Origin of the sequence: Leifsonia sp. 1010 (assembly GCF_031455295.1) — a bacterium.
Taxonomy (GTDB): domain Bacteria; phylum Actinomycetota; class Actinomycetes; order Actinomycetales; family Microbacteriaceae; genus Leifsonia.
Genome location: NZ_JAVDSL010000004.1, coordinates 119,212 through 135,537, shown reverse-complemented (window position 1 = coordinate 135,537; position 16,326 = coordinate 119,212). Strand labels below are relative to the sequence as shown.

The window sequence follows — 16,326 nt, the reverse complement described above, 5'->3', positions numbered from 1 at the left end:
GCGCTGCCGGACTCATACCCCGACCGTGTTGCCGCACAGCGGGCACGTCGTCGACCCCACCTCCGGCTCCTCGAAGAGCGAATGATTCCGCGCTTCGGCGGCGAGCCAGGGCACGTTGCTCTGTGCCGCCTCGATCAGTACGTCGCGATCGGTGACCAGCCGGATGCGCGACGCGAGCCACGACCGCGCCGGCTCGTTCACCTCGGCTCGGCCGAGGTGCAGCACCATCCGCTGCATCCCATGGCGCGACCCCGTGGCCTCGTCCAGCCTGTCGAGCAGCTGATCGATCGTCACCGCAGTCACGTTCGTCGGCTCCGCTCCAGGCGCCGCAGAATCGTGCAGCACGCTCGCCACGAGCACGTCGCGGAGCTCGTCGTAGCGCCACATGCTTCTACGCGCGTATCCGGGAATGTCGAGGATGTACCAGGCCACACACTTCCCCATTCCGTCCGCTCGACCTCAATCTACGGATAGGGCGGCAGGCGGACCAGAGCGCCAACGCGCGACTTGGGCGGACGATGCCGTTACGGCCGCCGCGATCACGGCACCGGCCGCACGCCCCGGATGCTGGAGAGCGGGAGTGTCCGCTCGATGTCCGCTGCACGGTCCCGTCCGCGCAGCCGGCCGCCGCCGACCCCGGTCGGCTCCAGCAGGTAGTCGACGACATCGCCGCCGGGCATGGCCACCTCGACGATGACCGTCTGGCGTGACTTGACCGCCGCATCCAGCTGCCGCGCGAGCCAACGCTCGCCCGTGTCCTCACCGGCGTCGTCCTCGGCCTGCCGCAGCCGGGCGACCAGTTCGGCGTCGCGGTCGGCCTCCTCGGCGGCCCGGGGATGCGCGAACCGCTGTCGACGCAGCGTCACCTCGCGCCCGTCCGCGTCCTCCGCCACCACCGGGTAGCGCGCATCGCTGAGCGCCCAGAACACGACATCCCGCGGGTACCGGCTCACCAGTTCGCCGTCGCCGGTCGGGATGAGCCGCAGCGAGCTGAGCGCCTGGTCGATCTGGATGCTGCGGAGCAGCGTCGCGTCCGTCGAACGGACCGCCGACCGCACGTTCTCGCGCTCCGCCTCGTGCACGCGGACGCGCCCGTGCCGCTCGGCGGCATCGGCGATCAGGTACTCGATCGGCTGCGGGAGTCCGGTCAGCGAGATCGCGCTGAGGAACTCGCGGATGCCGTCCGCCGTTTCGCCCGCCGTCAGCGCACGGTCGACCGAAGCGGCGGAGAGGCGGAAGGTCGCGGCGAGGGCTCGGGACTCGAGGTCGGCGATCCCGCGCAGGCGGCCTTCGATCTCCGGCGCCAGCGGCCCGGGGGAGACGATGGTGAGGTCGTGCTGCAGGTAGACGCGGTCGACCTCGGCCGGGAATGCGGCGGCCATGACCTCGGTCGCGGCTTCCGGGCCGTCCTCGACGAGGGCGGTTCCCGCGGACGACGGCGCCTGGTGCGCGGTGACGCCGAGCCACTCGGCGAGGCGCGTGTGCGCATCCACGCGCCGCTGCGCCTCCTCGACGGCCGCCGGATACAGCCAGGCGACGTGCTCGCGCAGGCTGTCGCCCCACGCGGCGCGGCTGCGCAGGGCGAGCAGGGTGCGGAGGTCGGCCGGGAGGGCGTCGAGCCACGCCGCGGCGAGGGCACGCCAGCGGTCGCGGGTGGGGGAGTGCGACCAGTCCGCCGCGGCCTCGGTCGGCAGCCACATCCCGTCGTCGACGGCCACGAGTCCGGCGCGCTCGGCGGCGGAGAGGACGACGGGGACGACGTCCGCATCCACCGAGAGGGCCTCGGCCAGGCGCTTGACCGCCGGGAGCGCGAGTCCGCCCTTCTGCAGTCGGCGGGCGCCCTCGCGGGCGAGTTCCGCGAGCAGTTCGGACACGGCCGTCACAGCCTCGAAGGCGCGCTCGGAGGCGAGGCGGTCCGTGAAGCGGCTCTCCGTGTCCGGCACAGGCGCCAGCGCGGGCGGAGGCGGGGTGCCGAGCAGCTCGGCGGGCGACGGGAGTCCGGAAGCCGGCCACGAGGCGAGGTGCTCGGTCACGGCGACATAGACGACGACGCGTCCGACCGGCGCAGCAGTGTCGGCCTCGGCATCGGCGGGATGGACGAGCAGGAGGCCGTCCAGGTCGACGAGGGCGGCGGCGGCCGCCTCGACGGTGGTTCCGGCGGTCGCCGGCTCGCGGGTCAGCCGGTCGGCGAGCTCCTCGGCGGTCAGCGGTCCGCCGCCGCTGCCCAGCGCGACGAGCGCGCCGAGGCGCGTCCGGTCGAGCGGGGTCAGGGCGCGCTGGAGGGAGTCCGCTTCGAGCAGGGCGTCCGCCAGGTCGAAGAAGTCGGACACTCCCGTCCGGCGGTAGGTGCGCTGGTGCAGCGCGGAGACGAGCGCAGCGTCATCCAGCTCTCGCAGTCGTGCTACGAGAGCGAGCGTGGTCGTCATGGCGCCGAACCGCCGGTCGCCCCGGCCCCTAGCGCCGGCCCTTGGGTCCGGCGGGCGCGGCCCCGCGCGTGCCGTTCGCCCGGTTGAGCGCGCGGTTGCGGCGGGCGCTGACGATGATCAGCACGACGATCAGCACGAACGCGATCGGAAGGGCGACCAAGGGGAAGAAGAACACGGTCGGCCAGAGGCCCTGACCCGATCCCTGGGCGGCGAACTGACCCGCCGCGGTGCCGATGAGGATGGCCGCGATGCAGACCAGGGAGACGATGACGAGCGCAGCGATGATGTACGCAAGGATGCGCTGGAGCCGCGATGCCGGCGGCGGGGTCTGTTGGGTCACGAAATCAAGGATAATTGAGGTTGGTCATACGATCCCCCATGCGAAGTGAGGTTCCCATGCCAACCGGCAAGGTCAAGTTCTACGACGAGGAGAAAGGCTTCGGCTTCATCAGCTCCGATGACGGCCAGGAAGTCTTCCTGCACGCCTCGGCGCTTCCCGCCGGTGCCGTCGTCAAATCGGGAACCCGTCTGGAGTTCGGCATCGCCGACGGCAAGCGCGGCGCGCAGGCGCTGTCCGTGCGCGTCCTGGAGGCTCCGCCGAGCCTGGTGAAGATGAAGCGCAAGTCGGCCGACGACATGGCGATCATCGTCGAAGACCTCGTGAAGCTGCTCGACGGCATCGGCGCGAACCTGCGCCGCGGCAAGTACCCCGACAAGGCGCACGGCGCGAAGATCGCCGCCGTGCTGCGCAAGGTCGCGGACGACCTGGATGCCTGAGCGCGGCGACGAGATCGACCCGGCCGCCGAGACGGTCGAGAGCGAGACGGTGTCGGCGGACGTCGAGGCGACCGAGGTCGCTGAGACTACGGACGTCGACGTCGACGAGATCGAGGTCGAGGAGACCGAGATCGTCGAGGTGATCGAGGATGCGGAGCCGGCCGAACCGCTGGTCGCCGATCCCGAGCTGCTCGCCGCTGTCCCGCTGGCGCTCCAGGCGCTGGGCGAGATCACGCCGGAGAACACCATCGGCGAGCCCCTCGGCCATGTCGTCGAAGCGCCGGGCGTCGTCTCCCTGCTGTTCGCCAGCCGCCTGCCCGGGTACCCGGACTGGCGCTGGACCGTCACTGTCGGCCGCGCGAGCGACGACGACGAGCCGACCGTTCTCGAAGCCGAGCTCATGCCCGGCGACGGTTCGCTGCTCGCGCCCGACTGGGTGCCGTGGTCCGAGCGCCTGGCCGAGTACCAGGCCGCGCAGGAGGCGAACGCCGGTGCGGAGAACGAGTCGGAGGACGACGAGGACGCGGACGACGGCGACGACGAGGGCGACGACGAGGGCGACGACGAGTCCGAGGAGGGCTTCGACGACGCCGAGGACGACCACGACGTTCACGACCTGCACGACGACGACGATGTGGACGGCGTCGACATCGACAGTGTCGACGTGGACTTCGATGAGGAGACCGACGTCGACAGCGACCTCGATCTCGAGGCGGAGGAGGCGGCGGCGCTCGCCGACGAGGACGCGGACGACGAGGACGACGACGACGCGGATGACGACGACGAGTCAGATGACAACGAAGACTCGGACTCCGACGACGACGCGGATGACGACGAGGACTCGGACGACGAGTCCGACGCCTCAGCGGCGGCGCTTGACGGTGAGGTAGCCGAGTCCGAGGACGCCGAGGACGAGTCCGACGACGATGGTCCAGAGCCAGGTGCCGGAGGCGACGACCGGTCCGCCGACGATGAGCACGACGACGAGGGCGATCACCCACAGGGCTAGCCCGACGACGACGGCCCGCCGGTCATCCGTCTTCACGGGGACCGGGTCGGGCCGACGTTCGTCGTCGCGGAGCCAGAGGCGCATCGCGCGCTCAGCCCAGCCGCTCGACCACGTATTCGATGCAGCCGATCAGGGCACGCACATCCGCCGGCTCGATCGCGGTGAAGGTCGCGACGCGGAGCTGGTTGCGGCCGAGCTTGCGGTACGGCTCCGTGTCGACCACGCCGTTGGCCCGCAGCGTCTTCGCGACCGCTGCCGCATCCACGCGCTCGTCGAAGTCGATCGTGACGACGACCTGCGACCGGTGGTCGGGGTCGGCGACGAACGGGGTCGCGTACTCGACCGACTCGGCCCAGGAGTACAGCGCGCCCGATGACTCACGGGTGCGGGCGTCGGCCCAGGCGAGGCCGCCGTTGCCGTTCATCCACTCGAGCTGGTTCTCGAGCAGCGCCAGCGTCGCGATCGCCGGGGTGTTCAGCGTCTGGTTGAGTCGTGAGTTGTCGACCGCGTTCTTGAGGCTCAGGAACTCGGGGATGTAGCGGTCGCTCGCGGCGATGCGCTCGACGCGCTCCAGGGCGGCGGGGGAGAAGAGGGCCAGCCAGAGGCCGCCGTCCGACGCGAAGTTCTTCTGCGGCGCGAAGTAGTAGACGTCCGCCTCGCTGACGTCGAGGTCGACACCGCCGGCGGCGCTGGTCGCGTCGATCACCGTGAGAGCACCCTCGTCGCCGTCGACGCGACGGACCGGGGCCATGACACCGGTGGACGTCTCGTTGTGCGGCCAGGCGTACAGGTCGACACCCCCCACGACCTCGACCTCGCTGCGGGAGCCGCCCGGCGCCTCGATGACGTGCGGGGCGTCCAGCCACGGCGTCTGCGCCGCCTTGGCGAACTTGCCGCCGAACTCGCCGAAGACGAGGTTCTCGCTGCGCTTCTCGATGAGACCGAACGCGGCCGCATCCCAGAACGCCGTCGAGCCGCCGTTGCCGATGACGACCTCGTAGCCCTCGGGCAGGCGGAACAGCTCGCCGAGGCCCTCGCGCACGCGGCCCACCAGGTTCTTGACCGGTGCCTGGCGGTGGGAGGTGCCCAGCAGCTCCGCACCGGCGCCGGCCAGGTAGGCGACCTGCTCGGGGCGGACCTTGGAGGGTCCGCATCCGAATCGACCGTCGGCGGGCAGCAGCTCAGAGGGGATCGTGACGTCCGGCATAACTGAAGTGTATTGGCTGTTGCACGTCCAGGACGGCGCGTACCGGCGCTCCGCCCGGGCCTGCGCCAGGCTGTCAGCCGCACCAAGTAGGCTGATATCCGACGTTCGCTCGCCGTCACGTGGAGGGGTTCATGACCGATCTGATCGATACGACCGAGATGTACCTTCGCACCATCCTGGAGCTGGAGGAGGACAACATCGTCCCCCTGCGTGCGCGCATCTCCGAGCGTCTCGGCCACTCCGGTCCGACCGTCTCGCAGACCGTCGGCCGTATGGAGCGCGATGGTCTCGTCGTCGTCTCCGGCGACCGCCACCTGGAGCTCACCGACGACGGCCGTCGCAAGGCCGTACATGTCATGCGCAAGCACCGCCTCGCGGAGCGCCTGCTGAGCGATGTCATCGAGCTCGAGTGGGAGTACGTGCACGAAGAGGCGTGCCGCTGGGAGCACGTGATGAGCGAGCAGGTGGAGCGCAAGCTGCTCACCATGCTCGGCCACCCGACCGAGTCGCCCTACGGCAACCCGATCCCCGGACTCGGCGAACTGGGCGCCCCCGACTCCTCTCTTTCCACCGAAGACCTGATCAACCTGGTCGATGTCGTCCGCAGCAGCGATTCCGGGGTGACTGCCAGGATCCGTCGTCTCGGCGAGCCGGCCCAGGTCGACCCCGAGCTCCTTCTGCAGCTCAAGCAGGCGGGTGTTTTTCCCGGCTCGACCGGCACTTTCTCCGCCGCCGGGTCGTACGTCGCCGTGCAGATCGACGGGTTCGAGACCGGGCTCGAACTGCCCAACGAACTCGCGGCGCACATCTTCGTCGACGCCTGAATCCCGTTACCGATTCGTTAAAAAGCGGCCAAAAAGATGTGACAAACGGGGTCTCGTCCCGTAGTCTCTTACGAGTCCGAACGGGCCACCACCCGGCCCATCAGGACCCTGGATCGAGACGCTCCACCCCCCTATACCCGTCTCTCGATCCGTGAAGCCGAAGCCACTCGTGCGGACGGGGGCAGCTCCCTAGTGCTGCCGGAGCGTTGGAGGTCACACTTTGGCAGACTCGAGCACGACCGGTCCCCTCCAGGACCGTTCGAACCCGGACCAGAGCAGCACGGACATCACTTCTTCCCCTTCCACCCCCGCGTCCCGCCGCGCGCAGCGCGTGCAGCGTGAGACCGCGTCGTCGTCCCGCACGGCATCGTCGCCGGCGCGCACCAACGGCCGCGCCGCCTCGACCGCCGTCACCACGGCCACCGGTTCCGCGGCTGCGCAGGCGAAGAAGAAGCGCAAGGGCGGATGGATCCTCAACGCCGGTGTCATCACCGTCGCCACCGGGATCATCGCGACCATGTCCCTCCCTGCTTTCGCTTTCAACCCGAACGACGCGGAGAGCGCGGGCTTCGGTCCCAGCGCCGCCGACTCGATGAAGAAGGCGCAGTCGCAGACCGTCGAGGTCGGCGGTGTCGCCGCGTCGGCCGTCAACCGCGACGCCGCCTCCGCGACCACGGAGGAGCAGCTGGCCCAGCAGAAGGCCGCCGCCGCTGCTGCAGCCGCCGCAGAGGCCGCACGCCGTCAGGCCGCCGTCGAGCTGGCCACCTACGCGAGCAAGTCGACCGGCCCGTCGGTCTCCGACTTCCTTGCCAACCCGCCGTACCCGAGCTTCAGCCTGTCGCAGGTGTTCTCGGTGGCCCAGCAGTACATCGGCACTCCGTACGTGTACGGCGGCGCCAGCCCCGCGGGCTTCGACTGCTCCGGCTACGTCATGTACGTGTACGCCCAGTTCGGCATCTCGCTCCCGCACTCGGTCTCGGGTCAGGCCGCGATGGGCAAGCGCATCTCGATCGCCGACGCCCAGCCGGGCGACCTGGTGATCATGCCGGGCCACGACGGTTTCTACGCAGGCAACGGCAACATCATGGACGCCCCGGACACCGGCCGGTCGATCTCGATCCGCCCGATCTGGACCAGCGACTACTACATCGTCCGCTTGGGCATCTGAGCCGAGTCGGCATCCCCTCCGGACCGGACCTGAACTGTTTCCGTCCGGTGAACACTCCGCACCACAGCACCGGAACGGCGCGCCCCGAATAGGTGGCGCGCCGTTTCTGGGTTACCCTGGCGTTCTGACGCTGCGTCATGCAGCCGCAGAATCGGAGGATCCGATGGCCGGAACACGTTCCGCCGGGCCGCTGAGGGCGACCGGGTGGGACGAGTGCGGCCTTCCGGGGGGATCGAGCATCACGCTCTCCCGCTGGGGAGACTTTCTCGCCTGCCGCCACCACGTCGAGGCCTGCCACCGCCACCATGTGGCGTGCCGCCACCATGCCGCCTCCTCCTTGGGCGCTGTCCGCACGGACAGTGCCCTTTTTGTTTGCCCGAGCACCCTCCCTTTTGTCCCGAAAGGCCGCAGATGAAGACTCTGGTTCTCAACGCCAGCTACGAGCCGCTCGGCGTGATCGCGACGCGACGCGCGATCATGCTGGTGCTGAGCGGCAAAGCGTCGACGATCGCCGGGAGCGGGGCGCAGCTGCACAGCCGCTCCCTGGTTCTGGATGCGCCGAGCGTGGTGCTCTTGAACCAGTACATCAAGGTGCCGCACCGCCGCATCCCGCTGACCCGCAAGTCGGCGCTGGAGCGCTACGGCCACGTGTGCGCGTACTGCGGCAAGTACGGCGACACCCTCGACCACGTCATCCCGCGTGCTCGCGGCGGTACGCACACGTGGGACAACGTCGTCGTCGCCTGCTTCCGCTGCAACAACGTCAAGTCGGACCGTCTGCTCAGCGAGCTGGGCTGGAAGCTCCCGTTCGAGCTGAAGGAGCCGCACCTGAACATGGCGTCGCTGATCAGCATGCGCTGGAACGACCCCAACTGGGAGGAGTTCACGGAGCCGTGGCGCCGCCACGAGCTGCAGCTGGCCGGGTGAGCCCCCGTCGATGAGGGCGGAGGCCGAGGCGCGCGTCGACGGATATTGGGCCGAAGTCTTCGAAGTGGATGTCGCTCGGATCTGGGAGCCGGGCATCCACACGACGTGGGCGCGCGACCCGTGGCCCGGGGTGTATGTCCTCGTCCGACCTGGCGCGGTCCGACTTCGCGCCCCGGGAAGAGAACGCGCGAAGCTCGAGCCGGTGCTCCGCGCGGTCACGCCGGAGGACGCGTTGGATGCGGTCCGCTGGCGAATGGCCCTGAACGCGTTCTCGCCGCGCGTCCTCGGGCCCGCCGTCCACTCGTACCGCAGCGACCCCGTTGTGTCTGATCGCCGTGACATCGAGGTGGTCTCGGAGCACGACATCCGGCTGTTCGCAGACGAGGTCGGGGAGGGCGAGTTCGAGGAGTCGGGCCTGGCGGATGCGACCCGGGTGTTCGGGCTGCGGGAGAACGGTCGGCTCGTTGCTGCCGCCGGGCTGAGCGTCTGGATGGAGGAGCCGTCGGACATCGGCGTGCTCACCCTCCCGGGAGCGAGGGGGAGAGGGTACGGTCGCCGGGTCGCCGTGGCGGCGGTGAATGAGGCGATCGCGCTGGCGGGCATCGTCCGCTGGAGGAGCCTGGCGAGCAACGCTGCCTCGCGCTCTCTGGCGCGGTCGCTCGGCTTCGAGGATCGCGGCGAGAACATCGGGATCCGGCTCAGCTTCTAGCCGTTCGCCTCACGCCCGCGCAAGCGCATCAGCACAGAGTCCCGGCGCTCGAAGCCGACGGACTCGTAGAGGCGGATCGCCGCCGCGCGGCTGGGCCGCGACGTCAGGTCGAGGGTTCGCAGCTCGCGTTCGCGGGCGAGGTCGATGATCGCTTCGAGCAGCTGCCGCGCGATCCCCTTTCCGCGCTGGGTGTCGTCGACCACGACGTCGTCGACGTGGCCGCGCCATCCGGTCGGGAGGGGGAAGGCGGCGAGGGTCGCCATGCCGACGATCTGCCCGTGGACGCGGGCGACGAGGAGGTCGGTTCCGGGATGGTCGAGCATGGCCAGCATCCGGTCGCGGTCGTAGCCGGCGGTGGAGGAGAGCTGGGGGAGGAGGTGCTCGATCGCATCCAGATCGGTGGGGCTCAGCGTGGTCGCGACCTCGATGTCGACGGGGGCGTTCATGCCCACCACGCTAGCCGAGTGGCTTAACGACCGAAGCGGAAGGTCCTGTCGGAACCTTCCGTTCGGTGCCGGGGCCGGCAGCGGTGACCCCGGTCAACCCGCGGTGATTTTGCGGCGGTAGATGACCATCGCGAAGGCGTACGCGATGACGAGGATGCCGACGAGCCAGGCGAGGGCGATCCAGATGTCGCTGCCGACCGGCTGCTGCTCGAACAGCGCCCGGATGGTGTTGACGATGGACGTGACCGGCTGGTTCTCGGCGAACCAGGCGACCGGGCCGGGCATCGACGTGGTCGGAACGAACGCCGAGCTGATGAAGGGCAGGAAGATCAGCGGGTAGCTGAAGGCGCTGGCCCCATCCACTGTCTTCGCCGAGAGTCCCGCCATGACCGCGAGCCACGTGAGGGCGAGGGTGAAGAGGATGAGGATGCCGGCGACTCCGAGCCAGGCCCAGACCGACGCTCCCGTGCGGAAGCCCATGATCAGTGCGACGCCGATGACGATCGCCATGGAGACGATGTTGGCGACGACGGACGTGAGCACGTGCCCCCACAGCACGCTGCTGCGGGCGATCGGCATCGACTGGAACCGCTCGAAGATGCCGCCCTGCAGGTCGAGGAACAGCCGGTACGACGTGTACGCGACCCCGGAGGCGATCGTGATGAGCAGGATCCCGGGCAGCAGGTAGTTGACGTACGAGCTGCTGGAGCCGGTGTTGATCGCCCCGCCGAGCACGTACACGAACAGCAGCATCAGCGCGATCGGCGTGACCGCGGTGGTGATGATGGTGTCGGGACTGCGCAGGATGTGGCGGAGCGAGCGCCCGGTGAGCACACCGGTGTCGCTGAGAACCGTGGCGGTCATCGTGCCTTCCTTCCTGTGGCGGCCGCGCCGTCGGTGCGGTCGGTGGTGGTGTGGTTGTCGGCGTTCTCGCCGCTGTCGTCTCCCGTGTCGCCGACGAGGGCGAGGAAGACCTCCTCGAGCGTCGGCTGCTTCTCGACGTACTCGACCTTCGCGGCGGGGAGCAGCCGCTTGAGCTCGTCGAGGGTGCCGTTCTGGATGATCGTCCCGTTGTGGAGGATGGCGATCCGGTCGGCGAGCTGCTCGGCCTCGTCCAGGTACTGCGTGGTGAGCAGCACCGTGGTGCCCTGCCCGGCGAGGCGCTTGACCGTCTCCCAGACCTCGATCCGCGCCTGCGGGTCGAGTCCGGTGGTCGGCTCGTCGAGGAAGATGATCGGCGGGTTGCCGATCAGACTCATCGCGATGTCGAGCCGGCGCCGCATCCCACCGGAGTAGGTCGCGGCCTTGCGCTTGCCCGCGTCGGTGAGCGAGAAGCGGGCGAGGAGGTCGTCGGCGATGCCGGCCGGGTCCTTCAGGTGGCGGAGCTTGGCGATGAGGATGAGGTTCTCGCGTCCGCTGAGCACCTCATCCACCGCCGCGAACTGCCCCGTGAGGCTGATCGCGCCGCGGACGTCGCCCGGCTTGGCCGCAACATCCACCCCCTGCACGGTGGCGGTGCCGCCGTCGGCGCGGAGGAGGGTGCTGAGGATGCGCACCAGCGTCGTCTTGCCGGCCCCGTTGGAGCCGAGCAGGGCGAAGATGGTGCCCGCCTGCACGTCGAAGTCGACCCCGCGGAGCACTTCGACGTCTTTGAACGATTTCTGGATGCCGCGGACGCTGATCGCGGTTGCGCTCATTTCTTCTCCTCCTGTTCTGCCTCCTGGACCGCCTTGATCAGGCGGGCCCGCTCCTTGTCGATCCACTTCACGCCGCCGTACGACTCCGTGTAGGTCTCGGCGAAGTCGATGGGGTCGCCCCCGACGAGCTCGCTGATCGGCGTGCCGTCGATGGCGGCGCGCTCCCACATGTCGGCGAAATCGGTGAGCATCGTGACGAGCGTGTCGCCGTCGGTGATGCCGCCGTTGTACATGAAGTACCGTTCGAACGCCTTCGCGGCGCCGCGGTACGGCTCCGGCAGGGCCTGCACGCGGGCCTTGTACTGCCGGTACTGCTTCTTCTGTTCGAGGGATCCGGTGATCGTCTCGATCCACTTCGCTGCCATGATCAGTTGTCTCCTTCGTGGAGCTGTTCGATCCGCTCTGCGAGGAAGCTCCACGTCCTCCAGAACTCTTCGAGGTATTCACGACCCCGGGCGTTGAGGGAGTACACCTTGCGGGGCGGACCCTTCTCGGATGGAACCTTCTCGACATCCACCAGCCCGCGCTGTTCGACCCGGACGAGGAGGGCGTAGATCGTGCCCTCCGCGATGTCGGCGAACCCCTGGTCGCGCAGCCATGCGGTGATCTCGTACCCGTATGCGGGCCGACGCGACAGGATGGCGAGCACGATGCCCTCGAGCGTCCCCTTGAGCATCTCGGTCTCTTGCTTGCCCATGGGACCCTCCTTCCTGCTTGCTAGTCAGTGTTGCTGATTACTGGTACATAGTAAGCATGAGTACCGGTAGATAGCAACACTGAATAGCTATCTTTTTTTGGGAAGGGGATGGCGTGGGGTTCGATAGACTCGACGGGCCAGCCTCTGTAGCTCAATGGAAGAGCAGTTCCGTCCTAAGGAAACGGTTGGGGGTTCGAGTCCCTCCAGGGGCACTTCTTGGTGGCGACGAAACTGCCGGTCAGGGGCATAATTCACCCGTCGGATAACGGGCGCTGTCCAAGATTTGCCCACAATTTGCCCACACAATGGCCGAATACTCTAAGGAACTTTAAGGAGCGCCAGAGTTCCGATAGTCGGGCCCACGTCTCTGAGGCCGGAACCGGTCCTGGTGGATTCTTAGCGGTTCATGGGGTCCGGGCTCGTAACGTGTGACGGATGAGTTCGACATCCGCGTCTCTGTCCTCCCTGACGGCGCCTCCCGACCCGCGCGTCAGGATGGCTGTACTGCCGCATCCCCGACACTGGATCCTTCTGCCGGCCCTCGGCTCCGCGGCTATCCTGCTTCTGGGGTTTCTCGTGCGCTTCGTTCCCGCAATTGCCGCTGCTGAGGTGCAGGTCGATGTCTGGCTGACCCACCACCAGAGCGGCCTCATCAGCGGCATCGCGCTCATGATCGAGGCGCTCTTCTCTCCGGCAGGCAGTGTGGCGATCCTAACGATCTCTTTCCTTTTCCTGCTCTTCGTGCGGCGCTCGCCGGTGAACGCCTTCGCGTTCACGTCGGTCGCCGCCTTCGGCTACCTCGCGTGTGAGGTCTTCAAGGCGGCCGTTTCGATGCCGCGCCCGAACGGGAACCTGATGTTCCACCCGTTGCTGGCGGAGACCGGTCATGACAGCTTCCCGAGCGGTCACACGACGTTCGCCGTGTCGTATGCGATCGCAGCTCTTCTGCTCTCTCGCCACACGCGCTGGTTCCGCTTCACGGTGGTGCTCGGGTCCCTATTCGCACTGATGGTCGCAGTGTCACGGATGTACGTAGGAGCCCATTACCTCACCGATGTTCTCGGCTCCGCTGCGGTGGCAGCGGTCGCGGTGTCCTTCTGGTGCGGACTCTGGTCCCGGTTCGGTCTGACCGTCCTCGGATGGTTCCGGTTGTTGCGGTGGATCGGCCCGGTTCCGAGGCCGTCACTCGTCGTCGGTGGGAGCGCCATCCGGGCCGCGCGAAGCGACGTTTCGGCGTCCTAGGGAGTTTCAAGGATGGGGGATGCAGACAGCGTCGTGCATAGACAGGCCACGCCATATCGAGCGGTGAGGGCAGCTATCGGGTTCGCGGTGCCGGCGCTGGTGATGGTGGCGGTGCTGGTGGTGGGATGGTTGATCGCTGCGTCGGCGAGCGTGACTCGGTGGGACCTTTCCGTGTTGCACGGTTTGGAGTCCGTGCAGAGTCCGATCTTCGTCGCACTCTCACTCGGGCTGAGCTGGTTGTTCTCGCCGGTGGTTGCAAGCGTGGTGATCGCCGTCGCCGCGGTGGCGACGGGAATAGCTCGGAGGTCCGTGTGGCCGGGGGTGCGGCTTGCAGTGTTGGTGCTCGTACCGTGGTTGGGGAGCACCCTGATCAAGGTGCTGGTTCATCGGCCGCGCCCGTTCAGCACCGACCTCCCACATCACCTGCTCACGGCGACGGGGTTCAGCTATCCGAGCGGGCACACGGCTCTCGCCACCGCCTTCTGCGTGGCCCTGTTCCTGATGTGGGGGCGCGGCCGGCTGAGGGCGCCCCTCTTGGCGGTCGCGATCGCCGTTCCGTTGCTGACGGCGTTCGCTCGGATGTATGTCGGCGTGCACAATCTGACGGACGTCCTGGCGAGCTTGGTGTACGCGACCGCCGCGGTCTTCCTGGTGGATCGGATCATGCGTGCGGTGGCAGCCCGATTTGCGGCCTCACACGGTGTCGGGGGCTCCGTCGGCTTCGTCGCGCGCGTCCGCTAGATCAGCCGTCTGGACCAGCACCACGGCGAGGGCAACGCCGGCCGCGAGCGCTGCGAGCGCGATGACAAGAATTCGCACCCGGTCAGTCTGCACTGAAGCCTCCAAGAACCTTCCAAGGTTTCCCGGGCGCCACCGCTTGGAGGTTTCTTAGGAGGCCTGGGATTGACTGAGAGTGGCCACTGATTCGGAAGGACGGTGCCGCCTTGTCTGTCACAGTGACGCGGCGGGTACCTCCGAAAGGCGCCCTTCGCCGGAACTCCGCTACCCTACTCGCCGTGGTTCTCGGGGCGCTCACCTCCGCCAGCTCACTTCTCGGATCGTGGATCCCGTCGCTGTGGGGCGACGAAGTGACGAGTGTGATGTCGGCCCAACGGCCCGTCGGATCGCTGATGCGCATGCTGGGGCACGTCGACGCGGTTCACGGGGCGTACTACCTGGGTTTGCACGCGTGGGGCGCGGTTTTCGGGTTCAGTCCGTTCTGCGTACGCCTTCCGAGCGCCCTGGCGGTCGGGGTCGCGACCACCGCGGTCGTGCTCCTCGCCGATCGGTTGCGGTCACGTCGGGTCGCGGTGCTGGCGGGCCTGGTCTGCGTGCTCCTCCCGCGCGTCACGTACATGGGCGAGGAAGCCCGGTCGTACGCGTTCTCGGCCGCTGTCGCCGCTTGGCTCACGCTGATCCTCATCGTCGCGCTCTCCCGCGATCGCCGCGACCGCCTGATCTGGGTCGCGTGCGGCGCGGTTCTCGCAGTGGGCATCTACCTCTTCCTGTACATCGCCTTGTTCGTAGTCGTGCACGGGATCCTGGTGATCACGTCGCGAACGTCACGGCGCGCCGTGCTCGGATGGGTGATCGCAACCGCTGCAGGCCTCGTCGCTGCCTCTCCCCTGGTGGTGGTGGCGATTTCCGAGCGCGCCCAGGTCTCCTACTTGGGCGTGACGCAGCAACTTTCGCCCTCCACCCTGTTCAGCGGTTTGTGGTTCGGCGATTGGATGTTCGCCAGCTTCGCCTGGTTCATGATCGGTGTCGCGGTCTGGTGCGAGGCGAGGCGTCGTTTTCAGGTCGCGCAAGCGGTGGGCGGGGGAGTCCTGTTCTTGTCGGGACGGCGAATACCGACTCTAGTCTCCCTGTCGCTGGCGTGGCTGTTCGTCCCTACTCTGCTTCTGATCGCCGTGCACGGGTTCGTCCCCGACTTCACGGCCCGCTACGTGTCGTTCTGCGCCCCGGCGGCCGCCGCCTTGATCGCGTGCGGAATCGACGAATTCTTCCGGCTTCGCCGGTGGCTGGGAGTTGCAGCGGGCCTCTTGGTGGTGTTCGTCGCCGTACCTGTGTACATTGCCCAGCGCACTCCCTATGCCAAGAACCAGTCCGACTGGGCGCAGATTTCGGCGGCGGTAGGGCGTGACTCCCGGCGCGGTGATGCGGTCGTGTTCGATGAGTCGACCCGCCCTTCACGGCGCCCGCGGCTCGCGATGCACGGCTATCCGGCTGGCTTCCACGGCATCCGGGATGTCACCCTGCGGACGCCGTTCCAGGAGTCGACGACCTGGCACGATACCGCTTACACCGTTCCGGAGGCGGCAGCGCACGGACGCTTCGCCGGCGTCGATCGCGTCTGGCTGATCGAGTACGCGGCCTCCCCCCAGCACCCCGACACCTACGGACAGCGTGAGCTGACCGAGCTCGGCTTCCACGAAACGACGGCGCCGCTGCACACTCACCGGGGCCTGATCGCCCTCTATGAAAGGACACCATGACCGCACATCTCGGATTGCTCGACCCGCAGGGAATCATCCAGGCCGCCGGGCCGTGGGCGCTGCTGGGGATCTGCGCGATCGCGTTCATCGAGACCGGGCTGCTGGTCGGCTTCTTCCTGCCGGGGGATACGTTGCTGTTCTTCACCGGCGTGCTCGCGTTGGCCGGCCGCTTTTCGGAGCCACTGTGGGTGATCATTGTCGCGGTGATCGTCGCGGCGGCTCTCGGTGACCAGGTCGGGTATCTCATCGGCCGCCGAACCGGTCCGCGGGTGTTCGAACGCAAGGAGTCGGGCTTCTTCAGCCGGGCCAGTGTCGACCGGACTCAGCGGTTCTTCGACCGCTTCGGAGGAGCGGCGGTGATGGTGGCACGGTTCGTGCCGGTGGTGCGGACTTTCGCGCCCGTGGCGGCGGGTGTCGGAAAGATGCGGTGGCCCCTGTTCACCGTCTTCAACGTGGTGGGTGCTGCGATCTGGGCGACCGCGGTCATCATGCTCGGCTACGGTCTAGGGCACATCCCCGGCGTCGCCGACTTCGTCTCGTCTTATCTGGATCTGGTGCTGATCGGCATCGTCGTGATCTCGGTCGTCCCGGTCCTGGTGCGCGTGATCGCAGTGCGGCGCCGAACTCGGACGGATTCTTAGCGTTACCTGAGCCCCCGCACCATAGCCTTCGATGCGTCCGACCCGATCGCATCAAGGAGAA

The 16,326-nt window shown here is 68.2% G+C and carries 19 protein-coding genes, 1 tRNA gene and 1 pseudogene; 11 read left to right on the top strand and 10 right to left on the bottom strand.

Annotated features, from left to right (window positions below; translation table 11 throughout):
• Nucleotides 1–12: 12 nt before the first annotated feature.
• The 3 genes from J2Y42_RS16370 to J2Y42_RS16360 all read right to left on the bottom strand — a co-directional run bounded on the left by J2Y42_RS16370 (nt 13) and on the right by J2Y42_RS16360 (nt 2,766).
• Nucleotides 13–432, bottom strand: a complete 420-nt coding sequence (locus J2Y42_RS16370; RefSeq protein ID WP_309860591.1) for a hypothetical protein — start codon at nt 430–432, stop codon at nt 13–15.
• Between the two features lie 107 nt (nt 433–539).
• Entirely contained in the window at nt 540–2,426 is a 1,887-nt protein-coding gene (locus J2Y42_RS16365) for a helicase-associated domain-containing protein (RefSeq protein WP_309860589.1), read from the bottom strand.
• 28 nt (nt 2,427–2,454) lie between these two features.
• Nucleotides 2,455–2,766 carry a hypothetical protein gene (locus tag J2Y42_RS16360; protein WP_309860587.1) on the bottom strand — a complete coding sequence of 104 codons (312 nt, stop codon included), beginning with the start codon at nt 2,764–2,766 and terminating at the stop codon, nt 2,455–2,457.
• A 56-nt stretch (nt 2,767–2,822) separates the two neighbouring features.
• On the opposite strand from J2Y42_RS16360, the gene J2Y42_RS16355 reads away from it, so the two are divergent.
• Together J2Y42_RS16355 and J2Y42_RS16350 are read left to right on the top strand one after the other, a co-directional pair.
• Nucleotides 2,823–3,203 carry a cold-shock protein gene (locus tag J2Y42_RS16355; RefSeq protein ID WP_020077081.1) on the top strand — a complete coding sequence of 127 codons (381 nt, stop codon included), beginning with the start codon at nt 2,823–2,825 and terminating at the stop codon, nt 3,201–3,203.
• Entirely contained in the window at nt 3,196–4,212 is a 1,017-nt protein-coding gene (locus J2Y42_RS16350) for a DUF3027 domain-containing protein (protein ID WP_309860584.1), read from the top strand. Before J2Y42_RS16355 ends, J2Y42_RS16350 begins: the two co-directional genes overlap by 8 nt.
• On the opposite strand, the pseudogene J2Y42_RS16345 reads toward J2Y42_RS16350, so the two are convergent.
• Both J2Y42_RS16345 and serC read right to left on the bottom strand, forming a co-directional pair.
• Nucleotides 4,132–4,296, bottom strand: a pseudogene (locus J2Y42_RS16345) (DUF2530 domain-containing protein); the annotation flags it as partial. The gene J2Y42_RS16350 and the pseudogene J2Y42_RS16345 sit on opposite strands and share 81 nt — an antisense overlap.
• Nucleotides 4,297–4,303: 7 nt before the next feature.
• Nucleotides 4,304–5,419, bottom strand: coding sequence for a phosphoserine transaminase (serC, locus tag J2Y42_RS16340; protein WP_309860582.1), 1,116 nt, complete (start codon nt 5,417–5,419; stop codon nt 4,304–4,306).
• Between the two features lie 131 nt (nt 5,420–5,550).
• Between serC and J2Y42_RS16335 the strand changes: the two genes are divergently transcribed.
• From J2Y42_RS16335 to J2Y42_RS16320, 4 genes are all read left to right on the top strand, one after another.
• Complete coding sequence (locus tag J2Y42_RS16335; protein ID WP_309860580.1) at nt 5,551–6,243, top strand: metal-dependent transcriptional regulator; 693 nt, start codon at nt 5,551–5,553, stop codon at nt 6,241–6,243.
• A 331-nt stretch (nt 6,244–6,574) separates the two neighbouring features.
• Nucleotides 6,575–7,411, top strand: a complete 837-nt coding sequence (locus J2Y42_RS16330; protein ID WP_309860579.1) for a C40 family peptidase — start codon at nt 6,575–6,577, stop codon at nt 7,409–7,411.
• A 411-nt stretch (nt 7,412–7,822) separates the two neighbouring features.
• Entirely contained in the window at nt 7,823–8,338 is a 516-nt protein-coding gene (locus tag J2Y42_RS16325; protein ID WP_309860578.1) for an HNH endonuclease, read from the top strand.
• A gap of 10 nt (nt 8,339–8,348) precedes the next feature.
• Nucleotides 8,349–9,047 (top strand): GNAT family N-acetyltransferase, encoded by a 699-nt coding sequence (locus tag J2Y42_RS16320; RefSeq protein ID WP_309860577.1) that lies wholly within the window; start codon nt 8,349–8,351, stop codon nt 9,045–9,047.
• On the opposite strand, the gene J2Y42_RS16315 is transcribed toward J2Y42_RS16320, so the two are convergent.
• From J2Y42_RS16315 to J2Y42_RS16295, 5 genes are all read right to left on the bottom strand, one after another.
• The gene (locus tag J2Y42_RS16315) at nt 9,044–9,493 is read right to left on the bottom strand and encodes a GNAT family N-acetyltransferase (protein ID WP_309860575.1); all 450 of its coding nucleotides are present in this window, start codon (nt 9,491–9,493) and stop codon (nt 9,044–9,046) included. The genes J2Y42_RS16320 and J2Y42_RS16315 overlap by 4 nt on opposite strands.
• A 93-nt stretch (nt 9,494–9,586) precedes the next feature.
• Entirely contained in the window at nt 9,587–10,357 is a 771-nt protein-coding gene (locus J2Y42_RS16310; RefSeq protein ID WP_309860573.1) for an ABC transporter permease, read from the bottom strand.
• On the bottom strand, nt 10,354–11,190 hold the full coding sequence (locus J2Y42_RS16305) for an ABC transporter ATP-binding protein (protein ID WP_309860571.1): 837 nt from the start codon (nt 11,188–11,190) through the stop codon (nt 10,354–10,356). The genes J2Y42_RS16310 and J2Y42_RS16305 overlap by 4 nt, the downstream gene beginning before the upstream one ends.
• The gene (locus J2Y42_RS16300; RefSeq protein WP_020077086.1) at nt 11,187–11,555 is read right to left on the bottom strand and encodes a DUF1048 domain-containing protein; all 369 of its coding nucleotides are present in this window, start codon (nt 11,553–11,555) and stop codon (nt 11,187–11,189) included. Before J2Y42_RS16300 ends, J2Y42_RS16305 begins: the two co-directional genes overlap by 4 nt.
• Nucleotides 11,556–11,557: 2 nt before the next feature.
• Complete coding sequence (locus tag J2Y42_RS16295; RefSeq protein ID WP_309860569.1) at nt 11,558–11,887, bottom strand: PadR family transcriptional regulator; 330 nt, start codon at nt 11,885–11,887, stop codon at nt 11,558–11,560.
• Nucleotides 11,888–12,027: 140 nt separating this feature from the next.
• Between J2Y42_RS16295 and J2Y42_RS16290 the strand changes: the two genes are divergently transcribed.
• The 5 genes from J2Y42_RS16290 to J2Y42_RS16270 all read left to right on the top strand — a co-directional run bounded on the left by J2Y42_RS16290 (nt 12,028) and on the right by J2Y42_RS16270 (nt 16,265).
• Nucleotides 12,028–12,099, top strand: a tRNA-Arg gene (locus J2Y42_RS16290).
• A 283-nt stretch (nt 12,100–12,382) separates the two neighbouring features.
• Nucleotides 12,383–13,129, top strand: coding sequence for a phosphatase PAP2 family protein (locus J2Y42_RS16285; protein WP_309860567.1), 747 nt, complete (start codon nt 12,383–12,385; stop codon nt 13,127–13,129).
• Between the two features lie 12 nt (nt 13,130–13,141).
• Complete coding sequence (locus J2Y42_RS16280; protein ID WP_309860565.1) at nt 13,142–13,870, top strand: phosphatase PAP2 family protein; 729 nt, start codon at nt 13,142–13,144, stop codon at nt 13,868–13,870.
• 275 nt (nt 13,871–14,145) lie between these two features.
• On the top strand, nt 14,146–15,624 hold the full coding sequence (locus tag J2Y42_RS16275; protein WP_309860563.1) for a glycosyltransferase family 39 protein: 1,479 nt from the start codon (nt 14,146–14,148) through the stop codon (nt 15,622–15,624).
• Nucleotides 15,621–16,265 carry a DedA family protein gene (locus tag J2Y42_RS16270; protein WP_309860561.1) on the top strand — a complete coding sequence of 215 codons (645 nt, stop codon included), beginning with the start codon at nt 15,621–15,623 and terminating at the stop codon, nt 16,263–16,265. Before J2Y42_RS16275 ends, J2Y42_RS16270 begins: the two co-directional genes overlap by 4 nt.
• The last annotated feature ends 61 nt before the right edge of the window (nt 16,266–16,326 follow it).